10 protein-coding genes are annotated in these 16,004 nt (G+C 58.3%); 1 reads left to right on the top strand and 9 read right to left on the bottom strand.

Translation table 11 applies throughout. The annotated features are described in order from the left end of the window. Positions 1 to 31: 31 nt before the first annotated feature. From ACNA0I_RS16085 to ACNA0I_RS16060, 6 genes are all read right to left on the bottom strand, one after another. Positions 32 to 3,703, bottom strand: a complete 3,672-nt coding sequence (locus ACNA0I_RS16085; RefSeq protein ID WP_415807001.1) for a glycosyltransferase family 4 protein — start codon at positions 3,701 to 3,703, stop codon at positions 32 to 34. Further along, entirely contained in the window at positions 3,703 to 4,929 is a 1,227-nt protein-coding gene (locus tag ACNA0I_RS16080; RefSeq protein WP_415807000.1) for an FkbM family methyltransferase, read from the bottom strand. Before ACNA0I_RS16080 ends, ACNA0I_RS16085 begins: the two co-directional genes overlap by 1 nt. Beyond that, positions 4,926 to 6,149, bottom strand: coding sequence for an ABC transporter ATP-binding protein (locus ACNA0I_RS16075; RefSeq protein ID WP_415806999.1), 1,224 nt, complete (start codon positions 6,147 to 6,149; stop codon positions 4,926 to 4,928). Before ACNA0I_RS16075 ends, ACNA0I_RS16080 begins: the two co-directional genes overlap by 4 nt. Continuing rightward, on the bottom strand, positions 6,149 to 6,943 hold the full coding sequence (locus ACNA0I_RS16070) for an ABC transporter permease (RefSeq protein WP_415806998.1): 795 nt from the start codon (positions 6,941 to 6,943) through the stop codon (positions 6,149 to 6,151). Before ACNA0I_RS16070 ends, ACNA0I_RS16075 begins: the two co-directional genes overlap by 1 nt. After that, the gene (locus ACNA0I_RS16065; protein ID WP_415806997.1) at positions 6,943 to 8,364 is read right to left on the bottom strand and encodes a mannose-1-phosphate guanylyltransferase/mannose-6-phosphate isomerase; all 1,422 of its coding nucleotides are present in this window, start codon (positions 8,362 to 8,364) and stop codon (positions 6,943 to 6,945) included. The genes ACNA0I_RS16070 and ACNA0I_RS16065 overlap by 1 nt, the downstream gene beginning before the upstream one ends. Before the next feature lie 153 nt (positions 8,365 to 8,517). Beyond that, entirely contained in the window at positions 8,518 to 9,624 is a 1,107-nt protein-coding gene (locus ACNA0I_RS16060; RefSeq protein WP_415806996.1) for an MraY family glycosyltransferase, read from the bottom strand. Positions 9,625 to 10,035: 411 nt separating this feature from the next. Here ACNA0I_RS16060 and ACNA0I_RS16055 point away from each other — a divergent pair, with 411 nt between their 5' ends. Then, positions 10,036 to 11,313, top strand: coding sequence for an O-antigen ligase family protein (locus ACNA0I_RS16055; RefSeq protein ID WP_415806995.1), 1,278 nt, complete (start codon positions 10,036 to 10,038; stop codon positions 11,311 to 11,313). 20 nt (positions 11,314 to 11,333) lie between these two features. On the opposite strand, the gene ACNA0I_RS16050 is transcribed toward ACNA0I_RS16055, so the two are convergent. The 3 genes from ACNA0I_RS16050 to ACNA0I_RS16040 form a co-directional block, all read right to left on the bottom strand. Further along, the gene (locus ACNA0I_RS16050) at positions 11,334 to 12,773 is read right to left on the bottom strand and encodes a 3-deoxy-D-manno-octulosonic acid transferase (RefSeq protein ID WP_415806993.1); all 1,440 of its coding nucleotides are present in this window, start codon (positions 12,771 to 12,773) and stop codon (positions 11,334 to 11,336) included. A gap of 21 nt (positions 12,774 to 12,794) precedes the next feature. Then, complete coding sequence (waaC, locus tag ACNA0I_RS16045) at positions 12,795 to 13,814, bottom strand: lipopolysaccharide heptosyltransferase I (RefSeq protein WP_415806992.1); 1,020 nt, start codon at positions 13,812 to 13,814, stop codon at positions 12,795 to 12,797. Positions 13,815 to 13,920: 106 nt separating this feature from the next. Next, positions 13,921 to 15,972, bottom strand: a complete 2,052-nt coding sequence (locus ACNA0I_RS16040) for an acyltransferase family protein (RefSeq protein ID WP_415806991.1) — start codon at positions 15,970 to 15,972, stop codon at positions 13,921 to 13,923. Positions 15,973 to 16,004 lie beyond the last annotated feature (32 nt).

Genomic DNA, 16,004 nt, shown 5'->3' with positions numbered 1-16,004 from the left:
CCCATTAGGCCGCGCATAACGGGGATTCTTGTCATGTCGTCGATGGCTTCGCTATCCACTGCGCCAGTTGAGCCGCGCTCTGTTTCCACGTCTGGTAAGGCATACCCTCAGAGGCAGGCGCCTGCTGCTTGGCGTCCAATACCAACCACTGCTTGATCGCATCAGCCAAATCCCGTCCCTGCTTGGCATTGAAATAAGAAGCGTGCTTTCCGGCGACTTCGTGAAAAACCGGAATGTCGCGCGCCAATATCGGCAGCTTGTGCTTCGCCGCTTCGATGAGAGGCAGTCCGAACCCTTCGGCATACGAAGCCGCTAACAGGCATCGGCACGCCGAGTAGATTTCCTGCAGAAACTCATCACTGGCGCCTTCGATCCAGAATAACCGCCGTCCAGATTGAGGATGCGATCTGAGCTTTTCGGCAAACTCGGCGACTTTCCATCCCTGTTTACCAACAATCACCAAATTGGCGTCACACTCCTCACGCCACAGCACCTCGAACGCCTCCAAAGCCTGTGCATGCCCCTTGCGAGGTTCCAGCGTACCCACCATCAAGAAACTGGGGTCAGCTCGAAATGCACTGAGCAGTTCTCGCGCATTGCCAGGCATACCCGACGTTGGGATGGAGCTTTCCAGGTCAGCTCCGTTATGGAACCATCCGGTTGAAAAAGATCTCAGCCGGTTCGGGCGTGGGGCGCTCGCCAGCCACGCGGCGAGTTCTTTTTCGATCACCTGTGAAACGCAGATAGCGCCGTCGCTTTCCGCGACCACTTCCGTCAGCCATCGGCGATAGTTTTCGATAACAGGCGGCTCGGAATATTCGGGATTCAACGCCAGCAAATCGTGCACGACAAATTTGACCTGCACACCCTGGCGGCGCAGCCGTTGATAGAAATCAGCGTGGGCCAGCATGATCGGAGGAGACAAGTCGAGACCCAGAAAGACGTCTCTCTGCGAAAACTCGATCAAGTCGTCAGTCAACTCTGCTGCCGGGCTGACTCCTCTCATCTGGGCAATATACTGACGCGCATACCGATAAGGCTGATCAACGCGCGCATAAATAGGCGCCAGCTCATAGCCGGCAGGAGGATGCTCAAGCCACTCGTTGAGAATGCTGCGCACCACACGTTGAATACCGGTCTTCGCATCGTGTGCGACCAGCTCGGATATATCGAGAAGAAGCTGTCTGGAGACGACTTTTCTCAGCAACGCGGCTTTCAACGTTTCCGTGCTGTCTGCCCAGTTCGACCACGTCATTGCTTCCGATCTCGGATGTTCGCCTCTTCGATATAAGCCCAGCCACGCATCCAGCGCCCCTTGCAAATCGGCAGAAGTGGTGCCCGAAAAATACCAGGCAGCGTCCCCTGCGACTTCGCGGAATACGGGGATGTCGCGAGCGACGATAGGCAACTGATGACGAGCCGCTTCGATGAGCGGCAGGCCGAACCCTTCGTTCAAACTGGCACTCACCAGGCAGGCGGCCGACCGGTAGATTTCGGTCAGGTAGGCATCGGAGATCCCCTGCAACCAAAATAGGCGCTTTCCTGCTTCCGGATGTTTAGTTAACCGATCCGTGAATGCCTCCATCTTCCAGCCCTGGCGGCCCACAAAGACCAGATTGACGTCTTGCCCCGCTGACCATAGTCCGTCGATGGCATCAAGTATCTGCTCTTGACATTTACGCGGCTCAATCGTCGATACACATAGGAAGCTCGGCCGGCTGCGAATCTGAGATAGCGTTTTCTCTGCGTCCGCCGGCAACTGATCTGCGTTCGGAGCAGGCTCTTCTACGCCGTTGTGAACCCAGGTGCATTCAAAATCAGGCGACGTCACAACGTCGGTATCACGTATCCATGCCTGCAATGCCTCGGCAGTGGCCTGGGATACGCAAATGGCGCCATCGGTCAAAGCGATCATGCGCATCAGCTGCTCGTGCAGTGGTCCCAGGCCTGAATCCCAAAAACATTCGGGCATCTGGATAGGCAACAGATCGTGGACCAGGAACTTGACCGTAACGCCCGCACGCATCAACGCCTGATAGAACGCACCATGGGCAATTTGCACATGATGCTGCATATCCAGGCCAAAGAACATATCGCCGCGCTGCCAGCGAATAGGAGTATCCACGGCATCTACGGCCTCGTCTTGCAGGCCGAGCAACTGCTGCGTGTACCGGCGCGCGTAACGATAGCCTTGATCGACGGTGGCATAAACGGGCTCGACGTCATAGCCAGCAGGCGGAGACTGCAGCAGGCAACGCAAATAGTTTCGAACCACCCGCTGCACGCCAGTACCTGCATCATGCTGCCACAATTCCGAAATATCGAGCAGCAATTGACGTTGACAGCCGGTTTGCTCGTTCTGCGCCAAGCAGGCCGATAACGGCGCCAATTCCTGTTCGCCGCTCTGTGGAGACAGCCGCTTGGCGAGCGCTTTCATCAGTACATTATGATGCGATGAGCGCACCAGCCAGGATTGCGGGGCAGGTTGCTCCAGTTTCGTCCAAGCGTCGATGGCGCGGCGGCCCACGATGTCCCACGAAAACCGTTTGGCCTGCTCCAGACCATATTGTCGCAACTCGTCGCGCCACGCCTGGTCGCGCAAGACCTGGACCATTTTTTCTACGATAGAAGGCGTGCTATTGGGATCGAATTGAACGTCTTCGCGCCCCACAACCTCCGGCAAACTGCTGGTGTTGGAACAAATAACGGGAGCACCGCACATCATCGCCTCGAGGGCGGGCAATCCGAAGCCTTCATGCCATGACGGGAAGACGAAAGCTTCGCACAAGTTGTACATCCACAGCAGCTCTTCATCGCTGATGTAGCCCGTCAATACAAGGCTCCGGCTATCAATGCCGGCCGCGTCCGCATGCGAACGCAGCATGTCCGCTTCATAGTCCGGCATCTTGCCCGCAAACACCAGCTGCACATCCGACCGCAGCTCGAGAGGCAGCCGTGCATAGGCCTCGATCAGCCGCGGCAGGTTTTTTCTCTCGTCTGCGCCGCCCGAATACAGAAGAAATTTCTTGTCTATGCCAAACTTGGTTTGCAACGTTGCCCGTTGACTCGGACTGACCGTCACGAGTTTGAAGCAGTCGTCCGTGGCACTCGACACCGAAACGATGCGTTCGTCCGGCACCCCGAGATTCTCCAGCCCTTCCTGTCGTGTGAAATCCGAATTCGACAGCAACACGGCCGCGCGCTTGAGATACTCGACCTTACGAAAATACCAGCGGGAAACGTCTGGATAGGGGTCCAGGTATTTGGCAGAATTCACCAGAGGAATGAGATCGTGCAGCAGCACGCTGACGCGCGTCGCGTGATCGAACTCGCCGACGCTGGTGACTCCATAGCCAGCCACACCCTCAAACAGACTGCCTATGTGCACCACATCAGGTTGCAGGCTCGCGATGAATGCCTCGCGAGTAATTTCTGCAATCTGCCGCCGGGCTTCATTACCCGGCGTACGTTCTTCTACGGGACCGGGGGCATGCCAGACGAGAATATTGTCCTGAGGCAACAAAGCCTCGAATTCGCTCCGAATCGACTCGATGGCCTCCGGCATCAGGCCGCTCAGCACCAGGAAAACCTCGTGGTCTCCGCGATTGCGTACGACGCCTTTGGCAAACCCCATGACATATCGGCCTATTCCCCGGAACCGGCTTTCTGTCTGAGCCCCTTGCATATCCAACACTATGCGCATCAATGTTTCTCCTGCCCAACGTGCTTATATGCCGCCTGCAATTCTTCGTAGATTCGGTTTGCGTGAGCAGTCAGATCGGACGAATTATATGAATCGTAATTATCTGCCATCGACACTGGTGCTGTCTGTACCAGCCCCATCACTCTGCGCAGCTTGTCTTTCAGGCCGGGCATATGGTTCAGAACGCGCAATGCCGTGCGACGCAACTTTGCGTGGCCGTTGACGTAGCGAACCCCGGATCGGACGGTAGACCATACCTGCGCCTTTAACCCGTGCTTGAACAAACGATTGCTCACCCCTCGAAAAGGGGCCGTTAAGCGCCACGATGTACTGGCCTGAATCAGTCGCAATTGGTGATCGGCGTGATCCTTTTGCCGTTCGAGATCTTGCACCCGGCGCTCGGTTTCCTGCGCCAGTTGCGCGGCCTGCTGAACTTGCTGCTCGGCCCGCTGGACTCGCTGTTCGGCCTGTTGGACCAAATGCTCAAGCCGCTGTTTTTCGTGCTCCAGAAGCTCCAATCGCATTTCCAGTGCCATCAAATCGGCACCCTTGAAATCATCGAAGACATTGGGAGGATAGGCGAAAGCACCGCGCAAGGCAGCCTGTTCCTCAGCAACATAGAAACGATTCAGGCCATCCGCATAGCTGAACAAATAGCCGGCGTCGAGCAATATGGGTTCCCACTGCTCGTACGACGGCGTCTGCGACATCGGCAAAGTGGCCTCGACCAGCACGACCCAGGGGCGAAATTTGCGCCAATCGTTGCCGCGCAAAGCCTGTTCTTCCAGGCCTTCCACATCGACTTTCAAAAAATGGATGTCCTGGCCTGCTGGTACATGTGTCTCCAGAATGTCGACGAGACGCTCCATCTTGACGGTTTGCCGGTCCGGATTCCAACCGGCCTCGATATGGCCCTGAACGATACCGTCATCCACCGACGACAACCCGGTACCGTCGATGATATTCATGACGGCTTCGCCACTATGTTCACCGATTGCGACCCGCAGGTTAATGTCACGCGGCCTGGCCGATACCAAAGCAGCATGAAACTTTGGGTTTGGCTCTACATTGATGCCGGACCAACCCTGATCGTAGAACGCCTTGGTGACGGAATGCTCGTCTGGCCACGCTGCGCCAATGTCAACGTAGAACCCGCGCGAAACTGACTTCAACACCCGACGTAGCATCACGTCTTCGTAATTCTGAGCGTAGGAAATAAAGCTCATAGCATCTCAATTCGAATTTCGGGATCTATCCAGGCAACGCCCGCGAAGTTGGGCTTGTTGGCATTGATAACGGTGAACACCAGCGCCAAATCCCGCCATTCATAATTATTGACGAGATGGGTATCGGTACTGACCAAGGCCGTCTGAATGGAATAATGTCCTGGCCCCAGATTAGCGGGAAACGCAACGTGGAAGGTCACGTTGGCGCCGGCTGGAACGTCTGTCAACACCTGACCTTTCAGCTCGGTATTGGTACCGTAGATGACCTGCCCTAACCGATCTTTGATCCCATATCCCAGTACCAGCCTCGGAATAGAAGTGTTGGTTTTCACCTGGATGCGTAGGGTGACCGGTTGGCCTACATCCACGGTCTCTATCGAGCCGCCGGCCTCGTCCAGCAAAGCAACTTCACTGACTACAGCTTCGCCCGTGCCGGAAATCGTTTGTACTTTTCCGTTTTCCAACACGTCTTGCCGGACTTGCTGTCCCTGATGGTCGGCAAGCATCGCATTGTAGTAGTCCATCACGGCCTCAGGCTCGCCTTCCATCAGCAGCTTTCCTGCGCTGAGCAGTATCGCCCGATCACAAATGGACTGAATCGCCTGCTTATCATGAGATACGATCAAGAGCGTGGTGCCTTGCTTACGAAACTCGCGAATACGATCGAAGCTCTTGTGCTGAAAGTAGGTATCGCCCACGGACAAGGCTTCGTCCACGATCAGAATGTCGGGCCGCACAGCAGTCGCCACGCTAAAAGCCAGTCGCACCTGCATACCGCTCGAATACACGCGCACGGGCTGGTCTATGTACTCGCCAATCTCTGCAAATGCTTCGATCTCAGGCATATGAGCGTTTACTTCCTCCACGCTCATACCCAACAGCTGTCCCGCCATAATAGCGTTCTGTCGCCCGGTAAAGTCTGGATGGAAACCCATACCCAACTCTAGCAATGCAGCCACGCGGCCATTCATCTGAACGCTGCCTGTGGTCGGCAGCGTGGTGCCGACGATCATCTTCAACAGTGTGCTTTTGCCTGCCCCATTGATACCGATGATGCCAACCGCCTCGCCAGCATTGACCGCGAAATTCAAACCTTGCAGCACCCAGTGCAATTTATGGTGGGCCCGGCTACGCGGATCCATCCATTCCAATAAACGCGACCAACGCGTGGGGTACTGTTTGTAGGCTTTACCCAAGCTAGAAACGGTAATACTGCCCATCAGAGTTCATCCACCATTTCACCGACGTGCTTGCGAAACAATCGCATCCCCAGTAGACAAAACAACGCAGCCAGCACCGCCACCCAAGCGAGCCTGGTCCAATCGGGCCACTGCCCTTGCATTAAGATCATCTGGCTCGCATCGACCAGCACGGCCATAGGGTTAAAGCGCATCCAAGATTGCAGGCGTTCCGGCAGGATAGTGATCGGATAGACGATCGGTGTAGCCCAAAACCAAAAGTTTAGGAATATCGTAAAGAACTGACCCACGTCGCGAAAGAAAACATTCAGCACGCCCAACGTGATACCCAGGCCGATCGCGAATGCCACCATGATTACCAGCACAGGGATCATCGCCAAAAATGGCATCCCCGGAAAATTGCCGGTGCCAATCAGGAATATCACAAATAGAGAAAAGATAATCGCGAAATTCACTAAACCATTGGCCACCACCGTCACTGGCAGACACAGGCGCGGAAAACTCAATTTCTTAATTAGGTTGGCGTTGTTGATGAAGGTATTCTGGGCGCCGCTGACAATCTCGACGAACAACCCCCATGTGAGCACACCCGCGCACAAGTGAATGCTATAAGCAAACGTCCCATCCACCCCCGGCAGCTTGGCGCGCATGACCTGGGAAAAAATCACCGTGTAGATGACAATCATCGACAACGGATTCAGCACATTCCAAGCCGCCCCTAAAAGCGAATTGCGATACTTGGACTGAAACTCGCGCTTGACGTTGCCGATAATGAAGCCGCGATAGCTCCAAAGCGCGTTAAACATCCCCACCATTACGCACGCCCATAGATATCAGCAAAGCGCACAATGTCGTCCTCGCCCAGGTATTCCCCGCTCTGCACCTCGATCATCACGAGGTCAAGCACGCCCGGGTTTTCCAACCGATGCTTATGGCCGGCAGGAATGTAGGTCGATTCATTGGCTCCCACCAGCAGTTCTTGCTCGCCGTTGACCACGCGAGCCATTCCGCTGACCACGATCCAGTGTTCGCTGCGATGATGGTGCATCTGCAGGCTCAGGCTGGCGCCGGGCTTGACCTCGATGCGCTTGATCTTGAAACGCGGGCCTTCTTCGAGGACCGTATAGGTGCCCCATGGACGCTTTACCGTCCGATGCAGCTTGTAGGCATCGTGGCCCTGGGTCTTGAGGTGGCTGACAACTTGCTTGACCTCTTGGGCCCGGTCTGGATGGGCGATCAGCAGCGCATCAGGCGTATCGATAATCAACAGATCCTGCACTCCCACGGCAGCAACGAGACGGTCGTCACCCTGGGCATACACGTTATGGCTATTGACGAATACCGCATTGCCCGTGGCACGGTTGTTATTGCCATCGGGCGCGGTCAAATCACGCACGGCCACCCAAGAGCCGATGTCACTCCAACCGAAATCACCGGGCACGACAACCACGTTGGACGAACGCTCCATCACGGCATAGTCAATGGAGATATCGGGAACCTCGGCAAATGCCTCGGCCGGAATCTCGGCCATTTTGGTACGGTCCCCGCCTGCGGCGCACGTGGCAGCCCAGCAAGCACGCGTCGCGGTGTCCACATCACTGGCGTGCGCGGCGAGCTCCTGCAGGATGACACCCGCCTTAAAGCAGAACATGCCGGAATTCCAGACAAACCGCCCCGAATCCACATACTCGCGCGCCTTGTCCAACGACGGTTTCTCGACGAACCGCACGACCTGTTTACCGTCGCCCACATCGGCGCCGGTTTCAATATAGCCAAAACCCGTTTCCGGTCCCGTGGGGATGATGCCGAAAGTGACCAGTTTGTCCTGCAACGCCAAGGACCGCGCCTTCGCCACCGCCTGGGCAAAAGCCGCTTGATCCTGTACCAGATGGTCGGCCGGCAACACGAGCATCAATGCGTCAGGACCATGGAGCTCTGCCACCATCTGCGCGGCCATGGCTACCGCGGGCGCGGTATTGCGACCGGCAGGCTCCAGCAGAAAATGAGCGGACATATCAAGATCTGCCAGTGCGATCTCGTCCTTGCTCATGAAGTAATAGTCGCGGTTCGTGACCGTGAGGATATCCGAGGCACCTACTGCAGCGGCACGCCGATAGGTCTTGAGAAGCAGACTTTCGCCGTCGGCGAGCTTCATGAACGGCTTGGGATAGCCTTCGCGCGAAACGGGCCACAGGCGGGTACCAGCGCCACCGGACAGGACAACAGAGATCAGCATATGGATGCCTTGATAACGTTTATAGGGATCTAGCACTTCGCTTCGAAGCAGTTATTCCCGATGACTGAATCATGAAATATTAATCTGGAGCATTTTGCCCCATTTAGCCGCCTGCGGGTGGCGCAAGGTCTGCCGGCATGCGGCGAGGCACATTCAATGTAGCCGCTTTTTCTTCTTTACAATCATCCACTTAGGGATACGAAAAAGCACCAGTTTTCGATACAGCACGATGTACCCTGTGGCAAACGCCAACACGCACACCATCAATACGATGGGCATTTGCCAGAACAGCACGGCTGGAATCACACCCAGCGACGACAGCAACCACAAATACGGCGACGTCAGCGAATTGCGCCAGGTCAGATGGTGCGCTTCGCGCGACCCCACCACCCAGCGTACGACACGCTTGTAGATCAGCATGTGCAGATGCACGCCGTCAGGTGCCCCCGGTGAGTTGCCGCGCACCCAACGTTTGCGATAAATAGAAAATAGCGTCTCGAATACGGGATAGATACACAGCAGCAGCGGAAACCAGGCCGACACCTCGGGATGACGCGCCAGCAGCAACACCGACAACTCGCCGATCATGAAACCCAGGAAATAGGCGCCACCATCACCCAGAAAGATATGACCCCGCGGATAATTCCAGAAGAGGAATCCGATCACGCCGCCGAGCATCCCCAGGGCCACGATCAGCAGCATGCGATCGCCCAAATAGAAACAGACATAGGCGAAGCCCGCGAAAATCATCGCCGACACTACTGCCGCCAAGCCGTTATATCCATCGATGATATTCAGGGCATTGGCCGCGCCGCCGATCGCCACAATCGTGAAAACGAACGATATGGCGCTGAACTGCAGCAGCCAGTCCAAGCCGATGATGTCCACCCGCGTCACCGCGGCGCCAAGCAGAAAATACGCCACCGCCCCCGACGCCATCGCCAGCGCCAAACGGGTCAAGACCCGTACGCGCTTGGTCAGGTCCTCCGTGAATCCCCCCAAAAAGGCGGGCGCAGCCGACAAGCCCAGCAACAGCATGCCCGACAAAACTTCAGGCTCGCGAAAACCCGCCACCATACAGGTAGCCGCCATAGCGACCACCAACGCGAGGCCTCCCACGCGCGGCACAGGCTTGGCGTGGAATTTTTGTACGCTGCCGAGTTCGGAATCCAAAGTCCAACCGTTGCGCCAGAATCGGCTTCGAACAAGTAGCGCAGTGAATACCAACGAGGTAAGAAACGCCGTCAACAAATATTGCATAGCAAAGCAGTGTTAGAAACCCCAAGCTGCCGGGTTCCGTGCGGATTCTATAGGTAGGTACCCATACATAGTGTTTCTGGATTGATCCGCTGGTATTTGCGCATCTCCCCGCCAGACACCGATGCATGCGTATTTATCGCTTCATTTCAGTCGTCGCAGCTATACTCGCTGGATTAGATATCTCCTCTTGGCCACTGCAAGCCTGGAATTCTGCGCTCTTGGTGATTTGAGCCGCACCATAGAATCCATCGCTCTTCAAACTCTGTGGCAAAAACCACAAAAAAAATTCCATCAGGCCAGGTAGGTTTAGAATATTTTACACAAACTATGTAACAATTTTGTCACGCTGCCGTAGCACTTTAAAAGCACCGATAGGCTGCCCAAGCCGTCCCAGCCTGCCGCTTTCTTTTCATGACGCCATCATCTTTACCCCGTACCTCGCTACTGATTACCTTACTGGTAGCCCTCCTGCCTGTACTGACGCTCACTGTGGGTTTAGGCAGCGGTCTGGTCTACATACTGGCTTTCGGCTGTCTCTGCATTGTCTTGACTGCGCCTGCCGCACGCGCACTGCAGTTGCTGCATCCCTACCGCTGGCTGGCGCTCGTGTTGTGCCTGCCGCTGGCGGCCGTACTGCTCAGCCAGTTGCTCAATGGCCATTTGGAAGGCCCCGGCATTGAGCGCGGCCTGCGAATCGCCTTGGGCTTTCCTTGCCTGCTGGCCGGCTTTCTATTGATCGATCGTGACCGGCTACGCCATTTCGTCTGGGGTGTGTTCGCCGCGGGCATTGGCGCCACGGTTGTCGTCTGCTATTTGGCGGGCCCCACGTTAGAGCGCCCACTGACGCCCCAATTCAATGCCGTCGGCTACGGCAACCTCATGCTGCTGATGGCCGTGATGACCCTCTATAGCCTGGGTTGGCAGCTCACCCGCCATCCACGAGCCGAACAGGCGCTCAAACTCGCCGTCGCGGTCATCACCTGCCTGGGTTTCGTCCTGACACAAACTCGTACCGGCTGGATGGCCATCCCGGTGTTCGCAGCGATCGGCATCGTATTGGCTGGCTGGCTCCGCCGCCCAATGCGAGCATTGGCGGCGCTGCTGGGCATTGGCCTGGTCGCACTGGCTATCGGTGCGTCCAGTCCGGCATTGCGTGAACGCGTGGCTCAAGGCGTTCATGAGATTCACGAATGCGTCACCGTGGCCCCGACTGCCGACACGTCCATGTGCATACGTCTGCAGCTATGGGGCGCAGCATGGCATACGATCAAACACTCTCCCTGGTCGGGAATCGACGGTCAATCCACATTCTCAGACGAGCTGCAGCAACTGGCTGCCAAGGGTCAAGTTTCGTCTTTTGTGGCCCGGGATTTCGGCGAGCCGCATAACGATCTGCTGCTGGCGCTGGCCACTAACGGCCTGCTTGGCGGCCTCGCCTTGCTCATTCTGTATTTCGCACCGGCGGCGCTGTTCGCGTGCCGCATGCGCCGTAACGTCCCTCAGGCGCAGCGCGTGGCGGCGGCCATGGGACTCGCGGTGTGTCTGGGTTTCGCCGTCTTTGGCCTCACCGAACTCATGTTCCGGGGCATGCGCACGGTGAGTCTGTACGTGACATTCATCGCGCTGTTTACCGCGCTTTCTGCACCTGGCAAGGGACAACGCAAGACAGCGGCGCTACCAGCTGAATAAACTCGCGCGGGAACCGGTTGCTACGACGACAACCACGTTTGCAACGCCTGCAAGGTCCGCGCGGTGGCGCCGGCATGTGCCGCTGCCCAATCGCGCGCGGCGCGGCTCATAGTCAGGCGACGGTTTTCGTCGCCCACAAGCGTCAACGCGGTGTCTAATGCTTCAGGCACATCGGCAGCCCGCAGCGCGGCGCCTGCGGCAATCGCATCGGTTGCCGCCTGTTTGAAATTGAACGTGTGCGGCCCGACGATGACCGGCACGCCTACGGCGCAGGCCTCGATCAGATTGTGCCCTCCCAGCGGCACAAAACTGCCTGCGACGATGGCCACATCCGCAGCGGCAAAATAAAACGGCATCTCGCCCAGCGTGTCTCCCAGCATCACATCGACATCGAGATCTGCAAGCGGCAAATTTTCTGTTTGCGTCAGCGGTAATTGCCCCTGCTGCGGCGTTGCCTGAGACCTAAGGTCCTGGGGGGCGTATTTTTGGGCTTGGGTGCGCCGCATATACGTCAGCCCCGCGGCATTCAACTGCCCGGCAACCTCCTCAAAGCGTTGTGGATGCCTAGGGATCACCAGATACAACACGGACCGCTGAGCGCTCGCTCCTGCCGCTACCTCCATATCGACAGCCGTCTCTCCGGATCCCGCTATCGCCCCTGCCCCATTCGTCTGCGCGTCGCGCAGCGTCTTTATCGCTCGCACGAATAGTGCGTCTTCGCCTTCGCGCGTACTCGCCACAGCCACCACCGGCCGCCCTACCGCTTGACGCCAAGCCCGGCCCTCTTCGACCTGCGATTCGGGCAAGCTCAGATCGAATTTCAAATTGCCTGTCACGCTGACCCGGCGCGCGCCCGCCTGCTCCAGCCGCTGGGCGTCTTCGGGAGTTTGTGCCAACACGGCATCCAGACCTGCCAACGCATCGCGCAGCGCCCGCCCCATCCATCCCGCCTGGCGCAGCGAAGAGGCGGAAAATCGCGCACTGATCAATGCCATGCGGATCCCTTGCCGGCGCGCCTGCGCCAGCAGGTTGGGCCATACCTCACGCTCGATCAGCAGCCCGCAACGGGGCCCATGACGCTGCAAAAATCCGCGCACAGCACCAGGAAAATCATAGGGCAGCCATGTCTGACGCAATTGACCGGAGGCGATCGCCTCGGCAAACAAGCGAGCGCCTTCGGCCCGGCCTGTCGCTGTCGTATGGGTCAACAATACTGGCAATCCACGTTCCAGCAAGGCCTGTACCAAGGGCTGTGCTGCGCGTGTTTCTCCCAGGCTGACGGCATGCACCCAGACGGGCGGCCGGGCAAAGGGAGCCGGACTGCGGTCATCCGCGCGGCCGAACCTTGCGCCGGAAAAAATACCCCAGTCGCCGCCGGCCCGACGGGCACGCCGCCCCATCCAAAGCCAGACCAAGGGAGCCAGAACATACAACGCCAGAGTGTAGGTGCCGCGTCGCATGTCAGCCCTGTGCCATCACGATCAGCTTGCCGCCAATGCCTGGTCGACAGAGGCCAAGACAGCCTCTCGTGACGGCGGAGCGCCGCGGTCCCCGAGGCTGGCAGTGAAATTCGAACCTATCAACGGGGTGCGCACCGGGGTGGAAGCCCGATAGATCCCCACCGTGGGACGTCCCAACGCGGCCGACAAGTGCGTCAAGCCGCTGTCGAGCCCCACCATGATGCGTGCACCCGCCAATTGCTGGGCAATGGCCGTCAAATCCATGCGGGGCAGCACCTCGACACCGTCAAAACCGGCCACCAGGGCCTGAGCGCGCTCGGCCTCTTGCGGATTGCCTGCCAGCAGCCGCAACGTGCATCCGGCCTCGCGCACGCGCGTAAACACGGCGCGCCAGTCCTCCTCGGGCCAGAGTTTGTCGTCACGGCTGGCCGACGGCATGATCACGGCGTAGCCGCGATCCGTATTCAGATGATGATGCGGACGGGCGCAATCGCCCTGGTCTTTGCAGGACTGCGCCTGCGCGCGCGCCTGCTGCGCGAACGCCTGTAATCCGAAATCCGGCGCGCCGCTGTAGGTATAACCGAACGCCAGAGACGCCAACAATCGTTGCCGCGTCACAGCCGGCTGCCAGAACTCGACACGGTGGCGCACCTGATAAAACATCGATGCCAAAGGCTCGCGAGCCGAACGCCAGTCCAGCCCGTGGCGCACGCCGCGGGTCTGGCGCACCAGCCAGGCCGACTTCATCAGCGCCTGCATATCCAGCACGACGTCGTACTTCACCGAGCGCAACCGCTCGGCCAACGCCCGCCGCTCGGCTTTCACCGGCTCGGACCACCAGGCCTTGCGCCAACGTCGATGCGCCACTTTGATGACGTCATGCACGGCAGGATGCCAGCTCGGTATCTCCGCAAACGCCTCCTCTGCGACCCAGTCGATGACAGCATCGGGGACATGGCGCGCAATATCGGAGATCGCGGGCAGCATGTGCACGAGATCGCCCAGCGACGAAGTACGGACAATAAGAATACGGGTTGCCATCAATGGACTAGCGGGGTACCCACAAAATACGGGTCGGGCCGCAAAACAGAATCCTGGCAATTTACAACAAACGTAAACTTTATGGTGCCCGCCCCGGCAGGCAGCGTCATCGCGGTGCGGACACGGATCGCAATAGCGGTAAAAAGACCGCGCGCAATTCGCCGGCGGCGTCGTCGGTCACCTGATGCGCATTGCGATACCAGGTGCGCCCTTCGCGCGCCACCAGGCATTGCCCCGTGGTGCACAGTTCAACGGCCGGGTCCACAATTCCAAAGGGCTTTACCGTCGGCCAGACTTCCTCGATGCTCCTCACGATTGTCGCCTGGCGCGCCATATGATCGGCCAGACTGGGCCCGTATACATCGACCCCTTTCTGGTTGACACTGAGCAAAGCCGAATCGCGAGGGACGTCGTCATTGGCCAGCCGCGGCACATCCAGGATCAGCGTTACGGCTTTGCCGGCCTGCTGCAGATATCGAATGGTGTCGCGCAACGAGGTGCTGAACGTCGGCGCCGACGTCGGTGAACCATTCACCGCCGTTGCCGTTCCCGCAAAAGCCGTGGCCTCCGCCTCGGTCCAAAAACCAGCCAGAATTACCTGCTGAACGGGAGAGCGCGCGATATATTCCAGCGCTGCGTCGGTGATCTGCGCACAATCTGGACGCACCTGCGAAACCGCCCCGCGCAACGGTGCGCAGTTGGCATACGCCATGGCAACACCATGCAATTGCAGTTCACGTGCCAAAGCGTCGAATGCACCGACCCACATCCGCGCATGCGAGTCCCCCAGCAAGATGAAATCCGGCTGGGACGCCCCCACCGCAGGATCTCCCAGCCCACATCCCGACTGTCCCATGCGGATCGCGTCGAGTTCCGGCTTGCCCTCGCACTCGATACCCGGCGCGACGCTGGTGTCATGATCCAATTGCGTCAGCACTGGCGGCAGGCTCTGCTGATCGGTGCGGCTGGCGTGTATGGTCCACCATCCCGCCCCGACGCATGCGATACATACCCCCAGGGCCCCAGCGAGTATCGTCCTGGACCCCACCTTCGAAAACCATCCCGTCCGGAAAGGCCGCTCGATCCCACGCCACGAGAGCCAGGAAATCAGGAGCGTGAGCGCGAGATACCCTATCACCGGGATTTGCGGCCATCCGTGGACCGACCACACTGTCGAACGCGATAGGACCCACAAGGGCCAATGCCACAAATACAGCGAATAGGACATCAGCCCCACAAACACCAGCGCCCGCAAGGACAGGAGCCGTGTCATCCAGGCCGGCGTGCGCGAATAGCCCGCGTAGAGAATCAGGCCAGTACCGGCCACCGGCACCAAGGCATGCGCAGCGGGAAACGGAGTCGCCTGGGTATAGGTCAACACCGCCCACAGCAGGCAGATCAACCCAACGATCGAGCAAATTTCGGCGAGCCACAGTGGTGGCCGGCTCAGGCGCGACCCTGCCAGCGATGCAATGACACCGCCAAGCAGCAACTCCCACGCCCGGGATGGCAGCAGATAAAACGCGGCCGACGGATCGGCCTGCAACAGGGCGCCGCTCAACCCGAACGACACCAGAGCCAGCCCGGTCAGTACGCTGCGCACCACCCATATAGGCGGTGGGGCAAAAGGTGGGGAACCCGCCGGATCGGCGCGTCGGCCGACCCGAAAAAGCAGCGCCAGCAAGCCCGGCAGCACGATCATGAATTGCACGCCCACAGCCAGCGACCAGAGATGCCACAGCGGTTGCGTGCCCTGGTCGATCTGGTCCCAGTGACCGTTGCCTAAGCCCCAGTAATAGTGATTCGAGAAAAAATAGGCCGTCTGCCAGGCGGCCTTGCCTGTCTCGGCCAACTCGTCAGGCATCAACAGATAAAAGCTCGCAGCCAAGGTGAACGCAACCACCGCCAACAAGGCCGGCACAATGCGTTTGGCGCGACGTGCGTAAAAATCGCAGAAGGAAAATTGGCGTTGATACAGACCGGACAATATTTGCCCAGTGATCAAATAACCGGAAATCACAAAGAAAATATCGACGCCAACGTAGCCACCGCCAAAGCCGGCGACACCTGCGTGACACAGCACCACTGACAGCACTGCCAGGGCGCGCAAACCATCTATATCGGGACGATATTCAGGGGAATACAAAGAAGACGACATACGGCGTGGCACAACTCATGCGTAAAAACACC

The organism is Bordetella muralis, assembly GCF_965139205.1.
Lineage (GTDB): Bacteria > Pseudomonadota > Gammaproteobacteria > Burkholderiales > Burkholderiaceae_B > Bordetella_A > Bordetella_A muralis.
The sequence above is the reverse complement of the archived record's forward strand: the minus strand, read 5'-3'. Positions and strand labels throughout refer to the sequence as shown.